Origin of the sequence: Campylobacter showae CC57C, from assembly GCF_000344295.2 — a bacterium.
GTDB classification, from domain to species: Bacteria; Campylobacterota; Campylobacteria; order Campylobacterales; family Campylobacteraceae; genus Campylobacter_A; species Campylobacter_A showae_B.
The window spans coordinates 1-21,348 of record NZ_AOTD01000264.1; the positions used below are offsets into that span (position 1 = coordinate 1).

Sequence of the window (21,348 nt, forward strand, 5' to 3'; positions counted from 1 at the left end):
AACGAAGTATAAACCAAAAAGACAAGCCGCCGTTATTGCTCCGCGATTTGCACCTTTTTCTTACACTTCACGCACTCGTGAAACGTCCCTTTTTTGAGCTCTTTTTTGATCATATCGCCGCCGCATTCGTCGCATTTTTCGGCGACTGGCTCGTAGTTTGAGACGAAGTCGCATTTTGGATAGTTTGCGCAGCCGTAAAATTTACCTCTGCGGCTGATGCGTTCGACGATGTCGCCGCCGCATTTTGGACACGGTACGTCGATCTTTTTTAGCTCTTTTTTCGGTTTTGCGGGCACTTCGCCTTCCTGTGCGCCTTGCTCAGCTTTGGCGATATTGCGCGAGTATTTGCATTTTGGGAAATTTCCGCACGCGATAAACTCGCCGTAGCGTCCCTTTCGCAGTAGCATTTCGCCGCCGCACTCCGGGCACTTTTCGCCGATAGGGGTGGCTACTTTTTGGCTTTTTATGCCGGTTTTGCCCGCCGAAATTTTATCCATAAACGGATGATAAAAATCACTCAAAAGCTTTTGCCAGTCGGCTTTGTCTTCGGCGACGTGGTCGAGCTTTTCTTCCATATTCGACGTAAATTCGCTATCTACGATATCGCTAAAATGCTCCTCCAAAACGCCCATCATCGTAAAGGCGATCTCATTTGGCACGAGCTGTTTTTTCTCGACCTTGACGTAGTCGCGAGAGGTTAGCAGCGAGATGGTCGGCGCGTAGGTGCTAGGGCGCCCGATGCCTAGGCTCTCTAGCTTTTTAACGAGTCCGGCCTCTGAGTAGCGAGACGGCGGTTCGGTGAAGTGCTGCGAGCTTTTGATGCTTTGCAGGCTCATTTCGTCGCCGATTTTTAGGTCGGGTAAAATTTTATCCTTATCCATATCGCCGTAAACGCGGTAAAAGCCGTCAAATAGCACCTTGCGGCCGCTTATTTTGAACTCGCCCTTTGCGCCCGCGACGAATACGTTTTGCGTCTGGCTCACGCTCGCGCTCATTTGACACGCTAAAAAGCGGTTATAGATGAGCGTGTAGAGGCGTAGCGCGTCTTTTTCGAGGTACTGCGCGGCGATAGCGGGCGTGAAGCTGAGGTTCGTCGGGCGGATCGCCTCGTGGGCTTCTTGTGCACCTTTGCTTTTGGTGGCGTAAAATTTAGCCTTCGCCGGCAGGTAGCGTTCGCCGTACTCTTTCTCGATCATCTCGCGCGCAGCCGTGACGGCCTCTTTGGCGAGATTTAGGCTGTCCGTTCTCATATAGGTTATCGCACCCATGAAGCCCTGATGCGTCTGCACGCCTTCGTATAAATTTTGCGCGATCATCATCGTTTTTTTCGGGCTAAAACCTAGGCGGTTGCTCGCGCTTTGTTGTAGCGTCGAGGTCATAAAAGGCGGCGCGGGCTCTGTTTTGCGCTCTTTGGCCTCGATCTCGCGGACGCTAAATTTATCGCTTTTTAGATTTTCTACTATAAATTTGGCTCTATCGCCGTTTGTTATCGTTAGCTTTTCTATCTTTTGCGCTTCAAATTTAACTAGCTCGGCGTCGAGGTCTTTTTTGAAAACCGCGTCGATACTGTGGTACTCGACCGGCTTAAAGTCGCGTATCTCGCGCTCTCTATCTACGATGATTTTTAGCGCGGCGCTTTGCACTCGTCCCGCACTTAGTCCCTTTTGTATTTTTAAATTTAACAGCGGCGAGAGTTTGTAGCCTACGATTCGGTCTAGCAGGCGGCGGGCTTGTTGTGCATTTACGCTATCCATATTTATCGTGCGCGGATTTTTTAGAGCGGCCTCGATGGCGCTTTTTGTGATCTCGTGAAATACGATACGAGGCAGGCTTTCGGGCTTTTTGCCGATGGCTGCGGCGATGTGGTAGGCGATAGCTTCTCCTTCGCGGTCCTCATCGGTTGCGAGGTAGATTTGATCGGCGTTTTTAGCGAGTTCTTTTATCTCTTTTACTATTGCGGAGTGATCGGCGCTTATTTTGTACTCGGGCGTAAATTTTTCGCCCTCGATCTTGATGCCAAATGCCGTCTTTGGCAGATCTCTGATATGGCCTTTTGATGCGATGACGTCGTAGTTGCTTCCGAGGAAATTTTTTATCGTTTTGGCTTTCGCGGGGGACTCCACGATGATTAAGCTTTTCATTAATATAGCCTTTTTATTTTTTTGCGGTAATTGTAGCAAAAATTTTGGCCGAAAAAGAAATTTGAAAATTTTTTCATTTACCTCTAAAGTTTTTTTGATTTCGTCCGATATAGTTTTCGTGCGACAAGAAGTCGTAACTAAACTTTAAAAGGATTTACAATGAGTTTTCGTATTAACACTAACGTAAACGCACTCAACACACACGCAAACGCAGTCGGTAACAACAGAATGTTATCTAACTCTCTTGGCAGATTAAGCTCAGGTTTGAGAATCCAAACAGCAGCGGACGACGCTTCTGGTCTATCGATTGCCGATAGCCTTCGCTCTCAGGCTTCTGCTCTTGGCCAAGCTATCGCTAACGGTAACGACGCTATCGGTATCATCCAGGTAGCGGATAAGGCTATGGACGAGCAGCTAAAAATTCTTGATACTATCAAAGTAAAAGCTACTCAATCAGCTCAAGACGGTCAAACTACTCAGTCTCGTCAAGCGCTTCAGGCAGACATCGTTCGCCTAATGGAGGAGCTAGACAACATCGGCAACACGACGTCTTTCAACGGTCAGCAGCTACTAAACGGAACATTCTCTAATAAAGAGTTCCAAATCGGTGCTTACTCAAACCAAACAGTTAAGGCTTCTATCGGCGCTACAACGTCAGATAAGATCGGTCTAACAAGATTTGAGAGCTCAAAACTTTTAACTGGATTTGCCAAAGTTGATCTTAAGTTCCTAAATGTTGACGGAGTTAACGATGTTAAAGTAGCGCGAGCGGTCGTTTCATCTGGTCTTGGCAACGGAATAGGCGCTTTGGCAGAAAACATCAACAAGGTTTCAGATAAGACTGGCGTTAGAGCTACATTTGATGTTACTTGGATAGCATCTAAATCAATAAGCGGCGGCCTAATTAAATCTCTTACAATCAACGGCGTTAAAATAGGAGACCTAGACGTAAAAGCAAACGATGCGAACGGCGCTTTGGTAAACGCTATCAATGCCGTGAAAGATCAAACCGGAGTTGAAGCATCAGTAAATACTGAAGGCAAAATGGTTTTAACAAGCAGACAGGGTCGTGCTATTGAGATCAAAGGTAAAGATATTAGTGCTGGTCTTGGCGGAAAAGGCGTTAAGGCTAACGGCTCTTCTTTAACTGCTGGCTTCGTCGGTAGATTAAATTTGGTTCGTCTAGACGGACGCGATATTAAGATGAGTGGTGCGCTTCTTTCTAAGGCATTTAGTGATAAAGGCGGTGCGCAACAATCTGTATCATTAAGAGACGTAAGAGGTCAAATAGATAAAAACTTGGCTACCGCTATGGGCTTTCAAAGAATGAGTCTTAACATATCGTCAAACCAATCAGCAGGCGTTATGACTCTACGCGGCGCGATGGCTGTTATGGATATCGCTGAGTCAGCTCAAAAAACTCTTGATCAGATCCGCTCAGACCTAGGTTCTGTTCAAAATCAGCTTGTTGCAACTGTAAACAATATCACAGTTACTCAAGTAAACGTAAAATCAGCTGAATCTCAAATCAGAGATGTTGATTTCGCTAGCGAATCAGCAAACTTCTCTAAGTTTAACATCCTTGCTCAGTCAGGAAGTTACGCTATGAGCCAAGCTAACTCTGTTCAGCAAAATGTCTTGAGACTACTTCAGTAGTATTAAACTCTTCTAGTGAAGTAAGGTCGTTTTAGGCTTTACTAAACTAGTATTTGGCGAGTGTGTTTATAATACGCGAATTAAAGTCCTAGATCTGTTTATTGATCTAGGACTTATTCTGCTTTTATTATATTCATTTGATTATTTCAAAAAATAACTTGACTGACTCGGTATTTTAAGTGCTTCAAAGTAGGCAATTAAACAAAGATATAGACAAATTTGACTACAAAATTCCCTTACCTTTCTGAAAAGTAGTAAAACAAATAAGCACGGCATGCGGATTGCCGCACCCAGAAAATCTAAATTTGTATCTGTTTTACGCAGCAATCCAGTTTGCCAAGGAAGTCGCTACTAAAAAATATTAATCACAAAGGTCTAGCCTTTTTAAAAGCCTAAAAAGACAATTTAAAATCTTCTTTGGCTTCCCCGATCTCATTTTTAGTTATGAGATTTCGTTTTTTTAATTCCCTAACCAAATTTTTAGATGCTTTTTTTGTGACTTCTATTTCGGCATTTAGTCCGCCTGCAGCTGAAAATAGCCAGTATTTATGCATTTCTATCCACTCGATCAATTTATTTACTTTTTGCATTACCGTATCGCTTGGGGCTACAGAAATTTTAGCAAGCTCAAGCTCTTGGTGATAAATCGATATAGACACGATATTTTCAATAAAAGGCTTAAATTTCGCCCTAGAGATGATTTCTTTTGTCTTATCTATTTTGTTAGAAATTTCAACTAATTGCGGGAAAAGTTCCTTGGTTATTTTATTTTCGTCTCTTAGCTTTATTATCTCGTCTATTTTAGGCACGATATCTAGGAATACTGTTTCAATTATTCGCTTAGCCTCGCTCTCGATACTGAGCTTTTTTACTATAAATTTATATGCTTTTAGTAGATTTTTGTCGACATCCTCATCTTTTGTAGGTTTAATATGCGGCAGATTTTTTGGTTTTTTATTTTTGCAAAGCTTTTTTAGGGTTTCTAAAAACGGCTTTTCTATGCTGCCTTCTATTCTTGCACCGCCTTCGGTGCAGTTGTATGTCGTTATATCCTTTTTATTTGATTGCTCGATATCGGCTTCAAACTGATTTCTAAATTTATCCCAAATATATGTTGTTCGCACTTCGCCCTCGCCACCGTAAGCTTTTACATAGAGGTACTCGTCTGCTTGGGCAAATGCGTGTCCTGTTGCGTGAGACTTGCCGTCTGGGGCAAAGGCTAGGTCTTGTCCGATCAAAATGATGTTTTTATGCCCTAATACGTAGGCTAGTTGGTAGGCTTGATTTGCTGTAGAATGTCCAAGCCCTAAGTAGCCGTATTTTCTTAGCTTAAACGCCGTTTCGTTTTGCTGAGGTCTCATAGTGAGAGCTAGACGGCGCGGTAGGATATTTTTTATCGTTTGTTTGTGAGTCAATGAAGCGACTATAAAATAAATATCTTCGTCAAATTTTTTATTTTTATGCTTAAAAAAGCTAGACGTCGCCTCTACTCGCTCAATCGAAGTTACATAGTCTGGCTTAATTCCGTGTTTGAATAGTATCGGATAAGAGGCATCAAGACTGATAATGGTAACATAATGAGCAAATTTTTTGAGCGTACTAAGCTGCTTATCTAGGCTAGGGCCTGTTGAGACTATTACTGCCGTATCCATTGATTTATAGCGTTTTTTCACAAGATCTACATACGGATAGTTTTTTATCATCGTCGGCAAATTTTCTATATGCTGCCTAACGCCGATTAGATTATCGTCGATGCTGTTGCCGTGACCTGCGACCATTTGAGATATAGCCTTTGTAAATTCTTGATTTATTTTCATGTAGTCTTCGCTAAAATCGTCGTAAAAACGCGAGTGTATATGAAGGTCGTAAATTTTAGCGTATGATGCGAATTTATGATTGCAGATTAGATAATAAAACTGTGTATATGTGGCAAATTCAGAGAAAAAGAGCGTTAATCGCTCGCTCGCGAGTTCTTGCGACAAATCAACTAAATTTAGCGTTGCGTAAATGATTTCTATTTCAGGCTCTATGACTACGATTTTTTGGTGAGTTTCGTTTTTTAAGAGGGCTTTATAAAGTATTCCGTTACCTAACCCGTAAAAATACATAATCGGATAGCGTTTATACTCTTTTTCGATGGAGTCTAGTGCTTCTTGTACGTCTTTAATCGGATTATCATAGATGTATTTTAGGGTTTTGTTGTTTATGATATTTATATCAATAGGATCTTTGCCGATAAAAATGTCGTAATCCTTCATTTCTTCCATTCCCCAAAGACGAGCGGCTAAAATTTCATCTTGCTGAAAGAGGGCATTAAGGTTGCGTTGAAATACCGGATTTTGTGGGCCCTCGGCGTTTGTCATCTCTTGTTTTTTTGCGTTTTGATGGTTTAAATTTATCTCTTTATCTATCTCTTTTGCCATTTTCTCTCCTTTTTATAGATCTTCTTTTTTAATTCTCTCGCTAAATTTTATCTCTCTTTTTGCTTTTTTACCCAGTAGCCCCGGTAAAAATTTAGGGTGCAAGCCGTATCCGGGGCGTACGCTTTTTATGTTTTTTTCGCTAAAGATTTCGCCCTCTTTGATATCCGCGCAGGCATAAAGCGAGCGGGAAAATCGGCGATTTTGCACGGCCTTATCGTCTAGTTCGTAGTTTACTTTGCCAAGCAGCGCTTCGGCGTCTCGCACGGCTTTTACCATCTCGCCAAACTCCTGCTCGTCCAAGCTAAAAGCCTCATCGACGCTGCGAACGCTTTTATCTAGGATAAAGTGCTTTTCTATGACGCGAGCGCCTAGGCTCACGGCGACCACTGGTGCTACGATACCTAGCGTATGGTCTGAAAAGCCGACTTCTACGCCAAATTTTCGTTTCATATCGGCAATCGTGCGTAGATTCATCTCATCAAGCGGAGCAGGGTAGCTAGACGTGCATTTTAAAAGCGCGATCCGCTCGTTTCCCACATCTTTGCAAATTTGTACGACGTCGGCGATTTCTTGCTCGGTCGCGATGCCTGTGGAGATGATGATCGGTTTGCCCTTGAGCGCGACGTATTTCACGAAATCATAGTCCGTGACCTCAAAGCTCGCTATCTTGTAAGCGGGCGGGTTAAATTTCTCTAAAAAGTCCGCGTCGTCTCTGCAAAACGGGCTTGAAAAGCAGATGAGCCCTTCGTCCCGTGCCGCAGCAAAAAGCTGCTCGTGCCACTCTCGCGGTGTCAGAGCTTGCTTGTAGAGCTCATATAAATTCGCCCCGTCCCACAGTCCGCCTTTTATCATGAAATCCTCGCTGCGCGAATCTAGCGTGAGGCCATCTGGCGTGTATGTTTGCAGTTTTATGGCGTCTGCGCCCGCGCGCTTAGCTGCTCTTATCGTATCAAGCGCCGTTTGCAGGCTGCCCGAGTGATTTGCCGAGAGTTCGGCGATGATAAATACCTTTTCGTCCGTGTTGAAATTTGCTATTTTCATAAATTTTCCTAACTTTTAGCCATTATATCAAGTTTGCGTAAAGATAACGACATATAGCTCATTCGCTCGTCGCGCTCGTAAATTTCAAAGCCGAATTTGCCGTATAGCGCGATCGCTTTTTCGTTTTCGTTGTAGGCGCACGATTTTAGCTCGCCGACTTTAAGCGTTTTGGCGGCGTATTCTACGATGGTTTGCATTAGGATTTTGCCTTTGCCTTTTAGTCCCGGATTTGCGTAAATGCCAAATTCGCAAGAATTCGCCTCGATATCCACGAAATCAATCACGCCGATGTAGTCGCTATCATCTTTTACCAAAAAATATCTTTTCGTTTCGTCGTTTTTCAAATTTGAGATAAATTTTCTGTGTTCTTGCTCGCTCACGCTTTTGTTTTTCATGTATTTTGCGACTCGCTCGTCGTTTCGCCAACGCAAAATCATCAAAATTTGCTCGTCCGTTAGATCGGTAAAATTTATAAGCTCAAGCATATCTCGTCCGCCTCGTAGATCTCGCGCCTGTTTGCCGCTAGCCACTGCGCCATCTCGTTTTGATTGTCCGCGACGCGCACGGCTTTAAATTTGGCGCCTAAAACCAGCGCTTCGTTTACAAGCGAGCTAGCTGAAATCACCAAAATTTCGCTCTCGTTCATAAGTCGCGCGACCTCGTTTGAGTTTATAAAAAGGCTAAAATTTGGCTCGCTATCCGCTAAAATTTGGAAATTTGCTAAATTCACGTTCGCGCTCGTCGTGAGGGCGGCTACTTTTTTGTTTTTCGCGAGCAAATTTGAGGCGATTTTGGCGGTCAAATTTAGCGCGTCAGTGCCGCCTAGCGCGATGAGATAGTTAAATTTTTTCTCGCGTTTGATTTTTGCTTCGCCATAAAACTCGCTCCTAACTAGCGGCGAAAGTATCAGCTCACAGTTTGCGGGCACTAGATTTGCGTATTTTTGGGGCTGGGCGTAGATATTTACGTTTAGCAAGTAGTCGCAAAAATGCTCTTTGTAGTTGTCGTCAAAGCTTAAAATTTGGACGCTCGTTTGCTCTTTGATTAGCTTTTCATCCGCCGCGCTAACGCCGTAATGATCGATCACCAGAAGCTCAAATTTATGCTCTTTTATCAAATTTACTAGCTCGCTTACGCCCATGCTTTTTAGCGTAAAAACGGGGTAGGGTATCTCGCCTATGAGACTACCTGGTAGATCTATACAAGCAAAGCTAACGTCTTTAAATTTTTGCGCCAAGATAAGGTCGCGCCTAATATGTCCGTGCCCGATTTTTGAGCCGCTATCTGCGCGGATGAGGGTTTTTAGATTTGAGATTTTGTCAAAATTCATCGAGCTTTTCCGCTAAATTTAAAATCCTAAGCGTCAAACACACGGCGGCGATGAGGTAAACCGCACCCGCCGAGGCGAAAAACAGGATCTGAACCTCGTTTAAGCCACGGTAGCTGGCCGCCAGATAAAAGATGTGCAAGATCCCCGCAACCGCAAAGATCTGCATGAGCGCTCTGGCTACCGATATTTTGGCCTTTATGTAATCTTTTTGCATTTTTCCTCAGCTGTAATTTATCTGGTAAAGCTTTTGCGCAAACTCGAAATCCTCCGGCGTGTCGATGTCGCAGACCAAATTTCGCGGTAGCAAAAATGCCCTGGAATGCGGCGCAAAGATCGGTTTTTTCTCCAGCCACGCCTCGCGCTTGCCGAAATAAAACGCGCCAGCGTCGTGATAGGCTCGCCCTAAATCCTGCGAGCGAGTTAACGCAAACTGCGGGTAAAACATATTTACGGCACCATCCTCGCCAAGCCTGATCGCGCGCTGGATCGGGAAGCTAAATTCGCAAGCGGAAAATAAAAACTCGCACCCGGCTTCCTCAAATTTGCCGTACGCCTCGCGTAAAATTTCGCCCGTGATGAGCGGCGCGGTCGCGTAAAGGCAGCAAACGTGGGAGTATTCGCCGCCTAGCCTTCTCGCCGCGTCCACTACGGCGTCGCTACTCGTGGTGTAGTCGTCGCTCAGCGCGGCGTCCCTCATAAACGGAACTTGAGCGCCAAATTTAACTGCGACGTCCGCGATCTCGGCGTTGTCGGTGCTAACGATCACTCGCTCAAAAACGCCCGAATTTAGCGCAGCTTCGATGCTGTAGGCTATCAGTGGCTTGCCTAAAAAATCTTTAACGTTTTTGCGCGGTATGCGCTTGCTACCGCCGCGAGCCGGGATGACGCAAAGGGCGCGGTTTTGGTTATCTCTCATCAAATTTACCGCCCTAAACCCTGCAGCCTTGTGGCGTATCAAAGCTCTTTAATACCTCAAAAAGCGCGTCCGCGACGAAATTTGCGTCCTCTAGGCTCATGCACTGATGGCACGGGATACTAAGCTCGGCCGCGTAAAAATCCTCGGCGCTAGGAACCGAGATATCGCCGTAGCGTTCGCGGTAAAAGCTAAATTTATAAGTCGGCTTATAGTGCACCTGCACGCCGATGCCGCGCTCGTGAAGGGCGGCAAAGATGTCCTCTTTGGCGCACCAAAATTGGCGAAAGAGCAAAATCGGATAGAGGTGGCGCGAGCTAACGACGTCGCTAGGTAGCTTCACAGTGCTAAAATACGGATTTTTCTCAAATTTTTCGTCGTAAAATTTGGCGATTTTCTCACGTGCCGCGATAGTTTCGTCTAGTCTTTTTAGCTGATTTAGCCCTAGCGCGCAGGCGACGTCGGGTAGGCGGTAGTTGTATCCGAGCACGCTTTGGTCGCTATCCCAGAGGCGTTTTTTAGCTATGCCGTGCGAGCGGTAAAGGCGTGCTAGGCGCGCTATCTCGTCGTCGTTTGTCGCTAGCGCGCCGCCCTCAAAGGTCGTTAGCGGCTTAACGGGGTGAAAGCTAAAAATGCTAACGTCCGCTTTTGCGCCGACTTTTACGCCGCCTTGCGAGCTACCCAGCGCGTGCGACGCATCGTCAAGCACCTTTATGCCGCGCTGCTTGGCTAGTTTTAGGATGGCGTCTAAATTTACTGGATTGCCGCCGAAATCAACCGCCGTTATGACTTTGGTTTTAGGCGTGATGAGGCTTGCTAGCGCGTTTTCATCGATATTTCCGTCAAATCTGACGGGTGCAAATTTAACCTCCGCTCCAGCCATTAGCGCTGCGTTTGCCGTTGCTGCAAACGTAATGGGCGTAGTTACGACCTCGTCTCCTTCTCTCACGCCTAGCGCTAGATACGCAACGTGAAGCGCGCTCGTCGCCGAGTTCATCGCTACGACGTGCTTTACGCCGACGTATTTTGCGATAGCCTGCTCAAATTCGCCGACCTTGTCGCCGCCCGTTAGGATATCGTCTTTTATGGCGCTCACGACGGCAGCGATGTCGGAGTCGGTGATTTGTTGTCTGCTGTAGGGTATCATTTTTATCCTTTTTCGGCTTGTCTTTTTCCGCTATACGTCGTTAAATTTAAAATTTTCTCGGTTACGTATTTTATATACGCTCCCTCGCAAATTTTAAATTTGCCTCGTCTAGCGAAAAAATACTTCGCCTTATTTTTCTAAATTTAAAGGCTTAGGCTCAAATTTTGTAAATTTCGGTCAAATTATTTACTCGCCTCGATCATCTCTAAAAGTCCGTCTTTACCTAGCCAAATTTTATTTTTATCCGAGCTGTACTCGAAATTTTCCTCCACGAGATGCCCTTTTTCGCCTAGCGCGTTTGTGCTAAAGTCGTCGTCTTTGCTCGTAAATTTGATCGACGGGCTGATCACGTAGTGGTCGTCGAACTCATATGTGAGGTGCGCGTCGTCCTTGCCGACCATGACCTCGTGCATCTTTTCGCCCGGACGGATGCCGATTATTTTTACGCCAAGACGTGGCGCCATGGAGCGAGCAAGCTCTATCATCGTCATCGACGGGATTTTTGGGATGAAAATTTCGCCGCCTTTCATGCGCTCAAAGTTTTTAAGTACGAAATTTACGCCTTGTTCAAGCGTGATCCAAAACCGCGTCATATCCGCGTGCGTGATCGGCAGCTCTTTTGCGCCTTCTGCGATCAGCCTTTTAAACAGCGGCACTACCGAGCCGCGCGAGCCCACGACGTTGCCGTAGCGAACGACGCTAAAGCGCGTTTTTTTGCTGCCCGCGATGTTGTTTGCCGCTACGAAAAGTTTATCGCTAGCAAGCTTGGTCGCGCCGTATAAATTTACCGGGTTGCACGCCTTATCGGTCGAGAGCGCGATGACCTTGCTCACGCCGCACTCTAGCGCCGCGTCGATGACGTTTTGCGCACCGTTGATGTTGGTTTTTATGCACTCCATTGGGTTGTATTCCGCGATAGGAACGTGCTTCATAGCCGCTGCGTGTATCACGTAGTCGATGCCGTTCATCGCGGTCATCAGGCGCTTTTCGTCGCGTACGTCGCCGATGAAAAATCGCATCGCAGAGTCTTTAAAAACCTGCGCCATCTCGTACTGTTTTAGTTCGTCGCGAGAGTAGATGACTAGCCTTTTTGGCTTAAATTTGGAGAGTAAAATTTCGGTATACTTTTTGCCGAATGACCCGGTGCCGCCGGTGATGAGAATGGATTTTCCGTTAAACATTTATTTTTGCCTTTCGCGGCTTGGTTTTCGCCGTACGTCGCAAATTTTAAATTTGTTTCGTCTAGCTAAAATGGTTCGCCGCTTATTTAAATTTTATTCAGCCGGAGCAAAAACCGTGCCTTAAATTTGATTCAAAATTTTATCCATAAATTTAATGCGGGCGCAGTATTTTTCGCTTTTACTTCACGCTTTGCGCTCGTAATGAGACTTTGCTACGAGGAGGCGAGGCGAATTTAAATTTTTAAGCGTAGGCTAACCGCAAAAAGGTTGTCTGGCTTAAAAATTTAAATACAACGAAGCATAAGCAAAAAAGACAAGCCCCTAAACTACTTCAAAATCCTAGGCAGAGTAATACCCTCCTGCGCCTGATATTTGCCCTTTTTGTCCGCATACGTCACTTCGCACGGCTCGTCGCCCTCGATAAATAGCACCTGCGCGATGCCCTCATTTGCGTAAATTTTAGCAGGTAGCGGCGTCGTATTTGAAATTTCTATCGTGATGTGCCCCTTAAATCCAGGCTCAAAAGGCGTGACGTTTACGATGATACCGCAACGAGCGTAGGTGCTTTTGCCCAGGCATATGGCTAGCACGTTATCTGGCATGTTAAAATACTCGATTGTGCGCGCTAGAGCGAATGAATTTGGCGGGACGATGCACACATCGCCTTTAAAGTCCACAACGTTTTTCTCGTCGAAATTTTTCGGATCGACCACGGTACCGCCGATATTTGTAAAGATTTTAAACTCGTCGCCCACGCGGATATCGTAGCCGTAGCTAGACACTCCGTAGCTAACCACGCCGCGTCCGACTTGCTCCTCGGCAAACGGCACTATCATCGCCTTTTCGTGCGACATTTTGCGTATCCAGGCGTCAGATTTTAGCCCCATTTTTTACCTTTATTTTAAATTTACGCGATTATAACATAATTTAAATTTACCTAAAATTTGAGCATGCATTCTCGCTATTTGCTAAATTTAAATTTGAAAAAACTCGGTTTATTATTTTGTACAGTTATAAATAATACCAAAATATTTTTCTTATACTTTAAATATGATTTATCTCAAAAATTTAATAAATAATAAGCTTTACGGGGATACAATTTCATTTAACAAAATACCTTCAAAAGGAGCAAAAATGAAAATCAAGTCTTTGGCGCTTATGTTTTTGGGCGTTAGCGCTTATGCGCATTTTGGTATGGTCGTACCGTCAAATTCGACCGTGGACGACGAGAAAGAGGCAAATTTACAGATTACTTACAAATTTACCCATCCTTTTGAGGGCGATATGATGAATCTGGCCCTTCCAAACGAGGCGGGCGTTTTCGTAAACGGCAAAAAAGAGGCGATAAAAGGCCTAAAAGAGCTAAAAGAGGATAAATTTAGCTACTTTACGGCTAGCTACGACGTAAAAGAGCCCGGCATTTATCAGTTTTATATGGATCCAAAGCCCTATTTCGAGCCTGCGGAGGATAAATTTATAAGGCATATAACAAAAACCGTCGTCGATGCCTACGGCTACGGTGAGGGCTGGGATAAACCAGCCGGGCTAAAAGCCGAGATAGTGCCGCTAACGCGTCCTTATGGGCTTTATAAGGGAAATTTGTTTTCGGGCGTGGTTTATTATAAAGGAAAACCCGCTAAAAACGTAACCGTCGAGGTAGAGTACTATAATACCAAAGGACTAAAAGCTCCGTCCGATACGCACGTAACTCAGGTCGTAAACACGAACGAGCATGGCGAATTTAGCTTTGCGATGCCGCTTGAGGGCTGGTGGGGATTTGCCGCGCTGATAGACGACGATCAAAAGATAAAACACGAGGGCAAAGAGTATCCAGTGGAACTTGGAGCCGTCATCTGGGTGCAAACAAAAGAGTATAAATAAATGCACATCAGCGAAGGCGTTTTAAAGCCCGAAATCATCGTGCCTTGCTCGGCTCTTTGCGTTGTTTTGGTCTCAAGCTTGATTTACAAGCTAAAAACGAGCGAGATACCAAAAGTAGCGGCCGTCAGCGCGATGTTTTTTATGGCGTCTTTTATCCACGTGCCCATCGGCGTCATGTCGATACATCTCGTGCTAAGCGGCCTTGCGGGGGCGTTTTTGGGTGCAAATGCGGTCTTGGCTATTTTTATCGCGCTCTTTTTTCAGGCCTTGCTGTTTGGTTACGGCGGACTTAGCGCGCTTGGCGTAAATTTGCTGATCATCGCCTCTCCGGCGCTTCTTAGCCCATATCTTTTAAAGCTATCTTTTAAGCGATATAGATCGTTTTTTTGGTTTTTGATCGGGTTTTTGCCTATACTTTGCTCTTCGGTTTTGCTATCCTCGGTTCTTGTTTTAAACGGCAAAGAGTTTGCGCCCGTGGCCGCGCTCGTTTTTACTTCAAATTTAGCCCTTATGGCGCTTGAGGGGATCATCTCGCTTTTTGCGCTTTCTTTTATTTATAGGGTTAAAAAGGATCTTTTGATTTGCTAAAAATACTTTTAATCATGCTTTTTGCAAGCATCCTAAACGCGCACTCTCTAAAAGGCTTTGCAAAGCAAGATGGCGAATTTATCGAGATAAAAAGCTATTTTTACGGAAATTCCCCTTGTAAAAATTGCCCCGTAGCTTTTATAAAAGACGGCACCCAGATAGCAGGCGCGCAAACAGATGAAAACGGCTTTGCCAGAGCTAAAATCCCTGCCGATGAATTTGACATCCTGATCGACGGCGGACTGGCGCACGAAAAAAGGATCAAATTTACCGCAAACAAAGACGAGCTAAAAAGCGCCGAAAGTAACGCGTCAAGCGATGTATCAAAGGTCAAATTTGACGAAAGCGAGGAGGATTTTGGGGCTTACGCGCTTAAATTTATCCTTGCATTTGCCGGAGTCGGGCTGTTTTTCGGCGGAATTTATCTACTAAAAAGAGGCAAATGAACATATCTGTTTTACTCGTTTGCTTTACTTTTTTTAGTTTCAAAGTCTCGCTTTCAAACGGCACGGACGTGGTTTTCATCGCGCCCGTAATATTTTTAGCGATTTTAAATTTTAAAAATCTTTTTGAAATTTTAAAATCCGTTTTAAAACTAAATATTTTTATAATTTTAGTCGTCTTAAGCCTCGTTCTTTACGGAGAATACGCGCTTGCAAAGCTGATATTTATAAGGTCAAATTTGATCATACTTTTTGGACGGCTGGCTTTTTATAGAAGCGATTATTTTAGTATCGCGCTTGCGGTTTCGTCGCTAAATTTAGGCGACAAGCTAACGGCGATTTTTTATTTTAGCGCCAAATTTACGGCCGATCTTAAAACGATATTTGCAAGGCTAAAAAAGACTCTAAAAGTTCGGGGATTTGAGCCTAAAGCCTCGCTTTTTACCTATAAAATTTACGCAAATTTAGTCGCTATGCTTTTTTTGGAGGCGTTTTATAAGGCGAGCGTTCTTGAAAAAACCTTCGTTTGCAGGGGATTTGACGGCAAGCTTTACGGGGATAAAAGCCTAAAAATAGGCGTTAAAGACGCCGTTATAATCGCTTTGACGGCGTGTTGTTATATTTTTAGTTTAGGAGTCACGATATGAGCTGCACGATAAGTCTAAAAAACGTCTGCGCAAAAATAGGCGAAAGAACGCTTTTTGAAAATCTAAATTTAAACGCGACGCACAAGGACAAAATCGCGCTCATAGGCCCAAACGGCTGCGGTAAAAGCACGTTGCTAGAGATAATGGCGGGGCTTAAATCACCTTGTGGCGGACATATCGAGCTGTTTCATCATAAAATTTCAAACCTTGATGAGTATAAGCCGTTTCGCCGCGACGTGGGCTATCTTTTTCAAGAAAGCAACGATTGTTTCATCTGCCCCAGCGTACTTGATGATGTGATATTTTCGCTACTTAGCCGCGGCAAGGACAAAGACGGCTCTCGCGCAAAAGCCGAGAAAATTTTACGTGAGCTTGAAATTTGGCATCTAAAAGACGAGATAGTGTTTAACCTTTCCGGAGGCGAGAAAAAGCTCGTCGCGCTAGCTGGGATACTGGTGGCCGAGCCTAAAATTTTACTACTTGACGAGCCTACGACTGCGCTTGATGCGGATATGCAAAGAAGGATAGCCGCTATCTTAAAATCGCTCGACGTCACGCAGATAATCGTCTCTCACGACAAGGAATTTATAAGCGACGTAGCGAGCGCGATGTACCGCCTAACCAAAAGCGGACTAGAGCCGATATAAAATATTTTTATTTATACTTCTTTAAAAAAGCTCCGAAAATATCAAAATTTATCAATGTATAATGATATATTTCATAAAATTGATAAATTTTATTTCAAAGGAGAATTTGATGAAAAAATTACTACTTATTTCTATCGCGGCCGCGGTTGCCTTTGGCAGCGAAAATTTGCTCGTAGGAGCTGGCGGCGGATACAAAAAACCGGTCACTGAAGTGATAGAAAATCTCAAAAAAGAGGGCGTGCAGATCGAGGGCGCGTTTGCAAATTTGGGCCAGATAACCATCCAAGCAAAAGAGGGCAAGATGGCTGCGATCGTGGGCGACGAGGCGTTTTTGAAAAAAACGGATCTTGAGATCAAAGCTTACGAGCGCATCGGCAAGGGCGCTTTGGTGCTAGTCTCGCCAAAAGGCAAGCAGATAAAAGACGTCTCTGAGCTAAAAAATCTTGCCAAAATCGCGATGCCCGATGCCAAAAAAGCGATCTACGGCGTGAGGACGACGGAGTTTTTGAAAAACTCGGGACTAGAGGCCGATCTAGCGCCTAAGATGCTACCGGTCGCGGGCGTACCGCAAGTAGTCGCCTACGTCACGAACGGCGAAGTGGACGCGGGTTTTATCAACTCGACCGAGGCTGTGGCTAGAGAGGGCGAGTTTGGCAGCGTGATATATATCGACGAGGCGCTTTATAGCCCCGTTTTCATTTCGGCGGCCAAGCTTCCGGCGTGCTAAGGTAGCGAGGCGTGCGCTAAATTTATAGACGAGATAAAAACTTCTCGCTCGAAGGAAATTTTCGCTAAATTTGGGCTAAAATAATTTAAATCGCCGGCTTTTGGCTCGGCCGAATTACCTTCAAATTTGACGTAAAATTTAACTCAAACGAAAAGCAAAATTTAACGAAAAAAGGAAAAATTTGCAGGAACTTACCTGGCTCGTCCATCCGCTGCTTTTAAGCGCCAAAACGCTTGCCGTGACCTTTGTGCTACTTCTATTTTTAGGGCTTGGCGCGGCTTATTTTTTGGCGTTTTCCCGCGGAAATTTTAAGGCTTTTTTGGAAGCGGCCGTGATTTTCCCGCTCATTTTCCCGCCGATTGCTACGGGATTTTTGCTGCTTTATATCTTGGGGCGAAACGGCGTGATCGGCAAGGCGCTAAATTTACAGATCGTTTTTAGCTTTTCAGCGCTTGTTATAGCTTCGTTTTTAGCGGGTTTGCCGCTGTTTGTAAAGCCCGTTCAAAGCGCGCTTGAAAGCCTGCCCAAAAGTCTAATCGAAGCGGGTCAAAGCCTAGGCAAAAATCGCTTTGAGATCGCCGTTTTTATCCTCATCCCAAACGTCTTTAAAAGCGTTGTTTCGGCGCTGGTTTTGGCCCTAGCTCGCGGCCTTGGCGAGGTCGGTATCACGCTGATGCTAGGCGGAAATATCGTGGGCAAAACCGACACCGTTTCGCTAGCGATCTATAATGCGGTTTACGACGGCGAAAACGGCCGCGCGCTCATTTTGAGCGTGATTTTGGTCGTGCTTAGCTTGGTGCTTTTCGGATTTATAAATTTTCTCGAGCGAGCTAAAAAATAGACTAGCGTCGTAAATTTGTCATTTTAAACGTTTAAAGCGGCGAATGCCCCGAATTTACCCCGAGCGTAAAAACAAAATACGCCTTTACGAGCATAAATTCATTATTTTTTTGCTACAATAAGAAGTTTTGAACTTTAACTATTTAGGAGAAATTTCTATGAAAAAAGAAGACATAAAAGAGCTGATCGAGTTTTTTAACGAGATGGATATGAACCGCATAAAAGTAAAAAGCGGGGATTTTGAGGTCGAGCTAGAAAAATTCGCCGACTGCTGCGAGCTGCCAAAGCCCGTCGTCCAAGCTCCCGCCCCGACTCCGACTCCGGTAAACGTTGTGGTAAGCTCAGAGGTCAAAGCTCCTGCTAATTCTCCAAAAGACAGCATAAAATCGCCTATGGTAGGTACTTTCTACGCTGCTCCGAGCCCCGGCGCGGCGCCGTTTGTAAAAGTAGGCCAGCGCGTGAGAAAAGGCGACGTCGTGGGCATCATAGAAGCGATGAAAATAATGAACGAGATCGAGGCCGAATTTGACTGCCAGATCAGCGAGCTGCTCGTTTCCGACGGTCAGCCTGTCGAGTTTGGCTTGCCGCTATTTGGCGTGGAGAAAATTTGATGGAAATAAAAAGAATTTTAATCGCAAATCGCGGCGAAATCGCGCTGCGAGCCTTGCGAACGATAAAGGAAATGGGCAAAGAAGCCGTCGTGGTCTACTCCACGGCCGATAAAGACGCGCTCTACGTCAAATATGCCGACGTGGCGATCTGCATCGGCAAGGAGCGCTCAAGCGACAGCTACCTAAATATCCCGGCCATAATCAGCGCGGCCGAGATCAGCGAAGCCGACGCGATATTTCCGGGCTACGGATTTCTCAGCGAAAATCAAAATTTCGTCGAAATTTGCTCGCATCACAAGCTAAAATTTATCGGCCCTAGCGTAGCCGCGATGGCGCTAATGAGCGACAAAAGCAAGGCAAAGCAGATGATGCAGCGCGCGGGCGTACCCGTGATCCCGGGATCTGACGGTGCCGTAGCCGACACCAAGGCCGCCAAAGAGCTAGCTAAAAAAATCGGCTATCCGGTCATCCTAAAAGCTGCAGCCGGCGGCGGCGGACGCGGTATGCGCGTGGTAGAGCGCGAAGAGGATATCGAAAAGGCGTTTTGGTCGGCTGAGAGCGAGGCGATGAGTGCGTTTGGCGACGGAACGATGTATATGGAAAAATACATCCTAAACCCGCGCCACATCGAGGTTCAGATCATCGGCGACAGCCACGGCAACGTCCTGCATATCGGCGAACGCGACTGCTCTATGCAGCGCCGCCACCAAAAGCTGATCGAAGAAAGTCCCGCGATATTACTAGACGAAGCGACGCGAGAGAGGCTACACGAAACGGCGATAAAAGCGGCAAAAGCTATCGGTTACGAGGGTGCGGGAACGTTTGAGTTTTTGGTCGATAAGGATCTAAATTTCTACTTCATCGAGATGAACACCCGCCTGCAGGTCGAGCACTGCGTGAGCGAGATGGTGAGCGGCCTGGATATCATCGAACTGATGATAAAAGTAGCCCAGGGCGAGGCGCTACCGCCGCAAGAAAGCATCACGCTAAAAGGCCACGCCATCGAGTGCCGCATCACGGCCGAGGATCCAAACACATTTACGCCAAGTCCAGGCAAGATAACAAAATACGTCTGCCCGGGCGGCCGCAACGTGCGTATGGACAGCCACATCTATCAGGACTACTCGATCCCGCCGTACTACGACAGTATGATCGGCAAGCTCATCGTCTGGGACACCGATAGAAACAGAGCCATCCACAAGATGAAGGTGACGCTCGAGCAGCTCATCATCGGCGGCATCAAGACCACGCGCGATTTTCATATCGCGATGATGGAGAACCAAGACTTCATCAACAACAACTACGATACCAACTACCTTTCCCGCCGCTAAATTTGCGGTTACGTGCCGAAGCGAGTTTAAATTTGCTTCGGTGCGACTACTTTACATTTAAATTTATCGGCAAAACCCGCATCGCTTTACCCTTACTCAAAATATTAAATTTATAAAGCTCTTATCCGTGCAGCGTTAATAATACAAACCAGACAAATTTGACGTCGTAAAGGTACGGGTTTGGGCGAACAAGCAAATAAAATACGGGCATCAAATTTAAAAATTAGCCGCGCAAATTTTAGTATAATATCCCAAATTTAACTAGGCAAAAGCGATGATAAACGACGAATTTTACATGTCTCTAGCCATAAAAAAGGCTTGGGAGTTTCAAATTTTAACCTACCCAAATCCAGCCGTCGGCTGCGCGGTTTTAGACGCCGACGGTAGACTGCTCTCGGTCGCCGCGCATAAAAAAGCGGGCTTTTTGCACGCCGAGCCAAGCGCGATTTTATTGGCGCTCTGCCAAAAGTGCGAGGCGTTTTTAAGGGATTTTTTACGAGACTACAACGCGGCTTTGGGCGTCAAATTTGAAAACGCGGCCGAGCTTGAAAATGCGGACTTAGAGCCAAATTTCACGTATGAATACATCCTTCAAAATCACGGCGATCTGCTAAAAGGCGCCAAGGCCTACGTGACGCTCGAGCCCTGCGCTCACCGCGGCAAAACTCCGCCTTGCGCCGGGCTTTTAAGTCGGCTAAAATTTGCCGAAGTCGTTATCGCTAGAGGCGACGAAAACGCCGTGGCAAGCGGCGGCGCGGATATCTTGCAAAGCGGCGGCGTAGCGGTCAAATTTGACGCACTAAGGCAGCAGGCGGACGAGCTAATAGAGCCGTTTCTAGCGTGGCAGAGCGGAAATTTTAGCTTTTTCAAGCTCGCTCTTAGCGCTAACGGCGTCGCAGTAGGCACCGCGCAGAGCAAAATCATCTCAAATTTAGCCAGCCGCACCCACTCTCACCGCCTGCGTAGCGTGGCCGAGCTGCTAGTTATCGGCGGCGCTACCGTCCGCGCCGACCGCCCGAGGCTTGACGCCAGGCTTATAGAGCGCGGCAAAAATCCAAACGTGATGATCTATTCGCGCGAGCGGGAGCTTGACGCGTCTATACCGCTTTTTGGCGTGGAGGGCAGGAGCGTGCGCGTAACGAGCGATATAAACGAAGCTTTCGCACCGCATTTAACGATGTTTGAGGGCGGCGAAAACGCACTAAAAGCCCTAGATGAACGCGTAAAATGGCTGCTACTCTACCGCTCGAGCGAGTTTTTAGACGCGCCAGCGGTGAGGTTAAATTTAAAACTCAAGCCGCTATTTCACGGCGAGCTTGGCGGAGATGTTTACGGGTGGTATAGGATCGTGCGGGATTTGGGCTAGAGCGCGTCAAATTTAGCCAAATGATTTTATAAATTTAAAGGAGAAAAATGAAAGAGATAACGCTAAACGGAGCGAAATTTAAGGTCGCGGCAAACACGATGGATGAGCTAAAAAGCGAGGCTCTGGGCGATAAAAACGGCCAGATGTATAAATTTCTAGCTAAATTTAACGCAAGCGAGCCTGATATCTTTATCCTAGATGGCTTTGCGACAAAGGAAAATTTGGAGATAAAAGAGGGCGCAAACGTCGTATTTATCAGACGCGGCGCGATGCCTGGACGCGAAGTGCTAAAAGCCATGATCGCCTCCAGAAATAGCCCCGAGCTAAATGCGGCGCTAGCTAGCGGCTGCGTGGGCGTGGCGGGACCTGGCGGCCTTGGCTCAAACATCGCGCTAAGCCTAGCTCGCACGGGAGTCGCCAAGCTCGTGCTGGCCG

Annotated in this window: 21 protein-coding genes and 1 pseudogene; 12 read left to right on the top strand and 10 right to left on the bottom strand. The window is 46.0% G+C overall.

Annotation, left to right across the window (positions count from 1 at the left end; all coding sequences use genetic code 11):
- Positions 1-32: 32 nt before the first annotated feature.
- Positions 33-2,141 carry a type I DNA topoisomerase gene (topA, locus tag H740_RS10935; RefSeq protein ID WP_002953849.1) on the bottom strand — a complete coding sequence of 703 codons (2,109 nt, stop codon included), beginning with the start codon at positions 2,139-2,141 and terminating at the stop codon, positions 33-35.
- Positions 2,142-2,300: 159 nt separating this feature from the next.
- Here topA and H740_RS10940 point away from each other — a divergent pair, with 159 nt between their 5' ends.
- Positions 2,301-3,797 carry a flagellin B gene (locus tag H740_RS10940; protein WP_002953850.1) on the top strand — a complete coding sequence of 499 codons (1,497 nt, stop codon included), beginning with the start codon at positions 2,301-2,303 and terminating at the stop codon, positions 3,795-3,797.
- Between the two features lie 392 nt (positions 3,798-4,189).
- On the opposite strand, the gene H740_RS10945 is transcribed toward H740_RS10940, so the two are convergent.
- The 9 genes from H740_RS10945 to dcd form a co-directional block, all read right to left on the bottom strand.
- Positions 4,190-6,220 carry a motility associated factor glycosyltransferase family protein gene (locus tag H740_RS10945; RefSeq protein ID WP_002953851.1) on the bottom strand — a complete coding sequence of 677 codons (2,031 nt, stop codon included), beginning with the start codon at positions 6,218-6,220 and terminating at the stop codon, positions 4,190-4,192.
- 12 nt (positions 6,221-6,232) lie between these two features.
- A complete protein-coding gene (pseI, locus tag H740_RS10950) occupies positions 6,233-7,261 on the bottom strand; it encodes a pseudaminic acid synthase (RefSeq protein ID WP_002953852.1) in 1,029 nt (342 codons plus the stop codon).
- 8 nt (positions 7,262-7,269) lie between these two features.
- A complete protein-coding gene (gene pseH, locus H740_RS10955) occupies positions 7,270-7,746 on the bottom strand; it encodes a UDP-4-amino-4,6-dideoxy-N-acetyl-beta-L-altrosamine N-acetyltransferase (protein ID WP_002953853.1) in 477 nt (158 codons plus the stop codon).
- Complete coding sequence (gene pseG, locus H740_RS10960) at positions 7,731-8,591, bottom strand: UDP-2,4-diacetamido-2,4,6-trideoxy-beta-L-altropyranose hydrolase (protein ID WP_002953854.1); 861 nt, start codon at positions 8,589-8,591, stop codon at positions 7,731-7,733. The genes pseH and pseG overlap by 16 nt, the downstream gene beginning before the upstream one ends.
- Complete coding sequence (locus H740_RS10965; protein WP_002953855.1) at positions 8,581-8,805, bottom strand: hypothetical protein; 225 nt, start codon at positions 8,803-8,805, stop codon at positions 8,581-8,583. Before H740_RS10965 ends, pseG begins: the two co-directional genes overlap by 11 nt.
- A gap of 6 nt (positions 8,806-8,811) precedes the next feature.
- Positions 8,812-9,507 (bottom strand): pseudaminic acid cytidylyltransferase, encoded by a 696-nt coding sequence (pseF, locus tag H740_RS10970; protein ID WP_034958095.1) that lies wholly within the window; start codon positions 9,505-9,507, stop codon positions 8,812-8,814.
- A 13-nt stretch (positions 9,508-9,520) separates the two neighbouring features.
- Positions 9,521-10,651, bottom strand: a complete 1,131-nt coding sequence (pseC, locus tag H740_RS10975; protein ID WP_002953857.1) for a UDP-4-amino-4,6-dideoxy-N-acetyl-beta-L-altrosamine transaminase — start codon at positions 10,649-10,651, stop codon at positions 9,521-9,523.
- 182 nt (positions 10,652-10,833) lie between these two features.
- Positions 10,834-11,832: a UDP-N-acetylglucosamine 4,6-dehydratase (inverting) gene (gene pseB / locus H740_RS10980; protein ID WP_002953858.1), complete on the bottom strand. Its 999-nt coding sequence runs from the start codon at positions 11,830-11,832 to the stop codon at positions 10,834-10,836.
- 326 nt (positions 11,833-12,158) lie between these two features.
- A complete protein-coding gene (gene dcd / locus H740_RS10985) occupies positions 12,159-12,719 on the bottom strand; it encodes a dCTP deaminase (protein ID WP_002948812.1) in 561 nt (186 codons plus the stop codon).
- A 247-nt stretch (positions 12,720-12,966) separates the two neighbouring features.
- On the opposite strand from dcd, the gene H740_RS10990 reads away from it, so the two are divergent.
- From H740_RS10990 to H740_RS11040, 11 genes and pseudogenes are all read left to right on the top strand, one after another.
- Complete coding sequence (locus H740_RS10990; RefSeq protein ID WP_002953859.1) at positions 12,967-13,713, top strand: DUF4198 domain-containing protein; 747 nt, start codon at positions 12,967-12,969, stop codon at positions 13,711-13,713.
- Positions 13,714-14,301, top strand: coding sequence for a cobalt transporter CbiM (gene cbiM, locus H740_RS10995; protein WP_002953860.1), 588 nt, complete (start codon positions 13,714-13,716; stop codon positions 14,299-14,301).
- A complete protein-coding gene (locus H740_RS11000; RefSeq protein WP_002953861.1) occupies positions 14,295-14,747 on the top strand; it encodes a hypothetical protein in 453 nt (150 codons plus the stop codon). Before cbiM ends, H740_RS11000 begins: the two co-directional genes overlap by 7 nt.
- Complete coding sequence (locus tag H740_RS11005) at positions 14,744-15,391, top strand: energy-coupling factor transporter transmembrane component T family protein (RefSeq protein WP_002953862.1); 648 nt, start codon at positions 14,744-14,746, stop codon at positions 15,389-15,391. Before H740_RS11000 ends, H740_RS11005 begins: the two co-directional genes overlap by 4 nt.
- The gene (locus H740_RS11010; RefSeq protein WP_002953863.1) at positions 15,388-16,038 is read left to right on the top strand and encodes an energy-coupling factor ABC transporter ATP-binding protein; all 651 of its coding nucleotides are present in this window, start codon (positions 15,388-15,390) and stop codon (positions 16,036-16,038) included. Before H740_RS11005 ends, H740_RS11010 begins: the two co-directional genes overlap by 4 nt.
- Before the next feature lie 109 nt (positions 16,039-16,147).
- A pseudogene (gene modA, locus H740_RS11015) lies at positions 16,148-16,849 on the top strand (molybdate ABC transporter substrate-binding protein).
- Positions 16,850-16,946: 97 nt separating this feature from the next.
- Positions 16,947-17,606 carry a molybdate ABC transporter permease subunit gene (locus tag H740_RS11020; protein ID WP_002953865.1) on the top strand — a complete coding sequence of 220 codons (660 nt, stop codon included), beginning with the start codon at positions 16,947-16,949 and terminating at the stop codon, positions 17,604-17,606.
- Between the two features lie 157 nt (positions 17,607-17,763).
- Positions 17,764-18,216, top strand: a complete 453-nt coding sequence (gene accB / locus H740_RS11025) for an acetyl-CoA carboxylase biotin carboxyl carrier protein (protein WP_002953866.1) — start codon at positions 17,764-17,766, stop codon at positions 18,214-18,216.
- Positions 18,216-19,547, top strand: coding sequence for an acetyl-CoA carboxylase biotin carboxylase subunit (locus H740_RS11030; protein WP_002953867.1), 1,332 nt, complete (start codon positions 18,216-18,218; stop codon positions 19,545-19,547). Before accB ends, H740_RS11030 begins: the two co-directional genes overlap by 1 nt.
- A gap of 274 nt (positions 19,548-19,821) precedes the next feature.
- The gene (ribD, locus tag H740_RS11035; protein ID WP_002953868.1) at positions 19,822-20,913 is read left to right on the top strand and encodes a bifunctional diaminohydroxyphosphoribosylaminopyrimidine deaminase/5-amino-6-(5-phosphoribosylamino)uracil reductase RibD; all 1,092 of its coding nucleotides are present in this window, start codon (positions 19,822-19,824) and stop codon (positions 20,911-20,913) included.
- Between the two features lie 47 nt (positions 20,914-20,960).
- Positions 20,961-21,348, top strand: a 388-nt coding sequence (locus tag H740_RS11040) for a ThiS-like ubiquitin domain-containing protein (protein ID WP_002953869.1), incomplete at its 3' end; no start/stop codon positions are given.

Bases quoted from the DNA above. Each gene is read 5' to 3' on its own strand.
- H740_RS11010 (WP_002953863.1), top strand. From the start codon at position 15,388: ATGAGCTGCACGATAAGTCTAAAAAACGTCTGCGCAAAAATAGGCGAA.
- H740_RS10990 (WP_002953859.1), top strand. From the start codon at position 12,967: ATGAAAATCAAGTCTTTGGCGCTTATGTTTTTGGGCGTTAGCGCTTAT.
- cbiM (WP_002953860.1), top strand. From the start codon at position 13,714: ATGCACATCAGCGAAGGCGTTTTAAAGCCCGAAATCATCGTGCCTTGC.
- pseH (WP_002953853.1), bottom strand. From the start codon at position 7,746: ATGCTTGAGCTTATAAATTTTACCGATCTAACGGACGAGCAAATTTTG.
- ribD (WP_002953868.1), top strand. From the start codon at position 19,822: ATGATAAACGACGAATTTTACATGTCTCTAGCCATAAAAAAGGCTTGG.
- H740_RS10945 (WP_002953851.1), bottom strand. From the start codon at position 6,220: ATGGCAAAAGAGATAGATAAAGAGATAAATTTAAACCATCAAAACGCA.
- pseC (WP_002953857.1), bottom strand. From the start codon at position 10,651: ATGATACCCTACAGCAGACAACAAATCACCGACTCCGACATCGCTGCC.
- H740_RS10940 (WP_002953850.1), top strand. From the start codon at position 2,301: ATGAGTTTTCGTATTAACACTAACGTAAACGCACTCAACACACACGCA.
- accB (WP_002953866.1), top strand. From the start codon at position 17,764: ATGAAAAAAGAAGACATAAAAGAGCTGATCGAGTTTTTTAACGAGATG.
- pseI (WP_002953852.1), bottom strand. From the start codon at position 7,261: ATGAAAATAGCAAATTTCAACACGGACGAAAAGGTATTTATCATCGCC.
- dcd (WP_002948812.1), bottom strand. From the start codon at position 12,719: ATGGGGCTAAAATCTGACGCCTGGATACGCAAAATGTCGCACGAAAAG.
- topA (WP_002953849.1), bottom strand. From the start codon at position 2,141: ATGAAAAGCTTAATCATCGTGGAGTCCCCCGCGAAAGCCAAAACGATA.
- pseG (WP_002953854.1), bottom strand. From the start codon at position 8,591: ATGAATTTTGACAAAATCTCAAATCTAAAAACCCTCATCCGCGCAGAT.
- pseB (WP_002953858.1), bottom strand. From the start codon at position 11,832: ATGTTTAACGGAAAATCCATTCTCATCACCGGCGGCACCGGGTCATTC.
- H740_RS10965 (WP_002953855.1), bottom strand. From the start codon at position 8,805: ATGCAAAAAGATTACATAAAGGCCAAAATATCGGTAGCCAGAGCGCTC.
- pseF (WP_034958095.1), bottom strand. From the start codon at position 9,507: ATGAGAGATAACCAAAACCGCGCCCTTTGCGTCATCCCGGCTCGCGGC.
- H740_RS11005 (WP_002953862.1), top strand. From the start codon at position 14,744: ATGAACATATCTGTTTTACTCGTTTGCTTTACTTTTTTTAGTTTCAAA.
- H740_RS11030 (WP_002953867.1), top strand. From the start codon at position 18,216: ATGGAAATAAAAAGAATTTTAATCGCAAATCGCGGCGAAATCGCGCTG.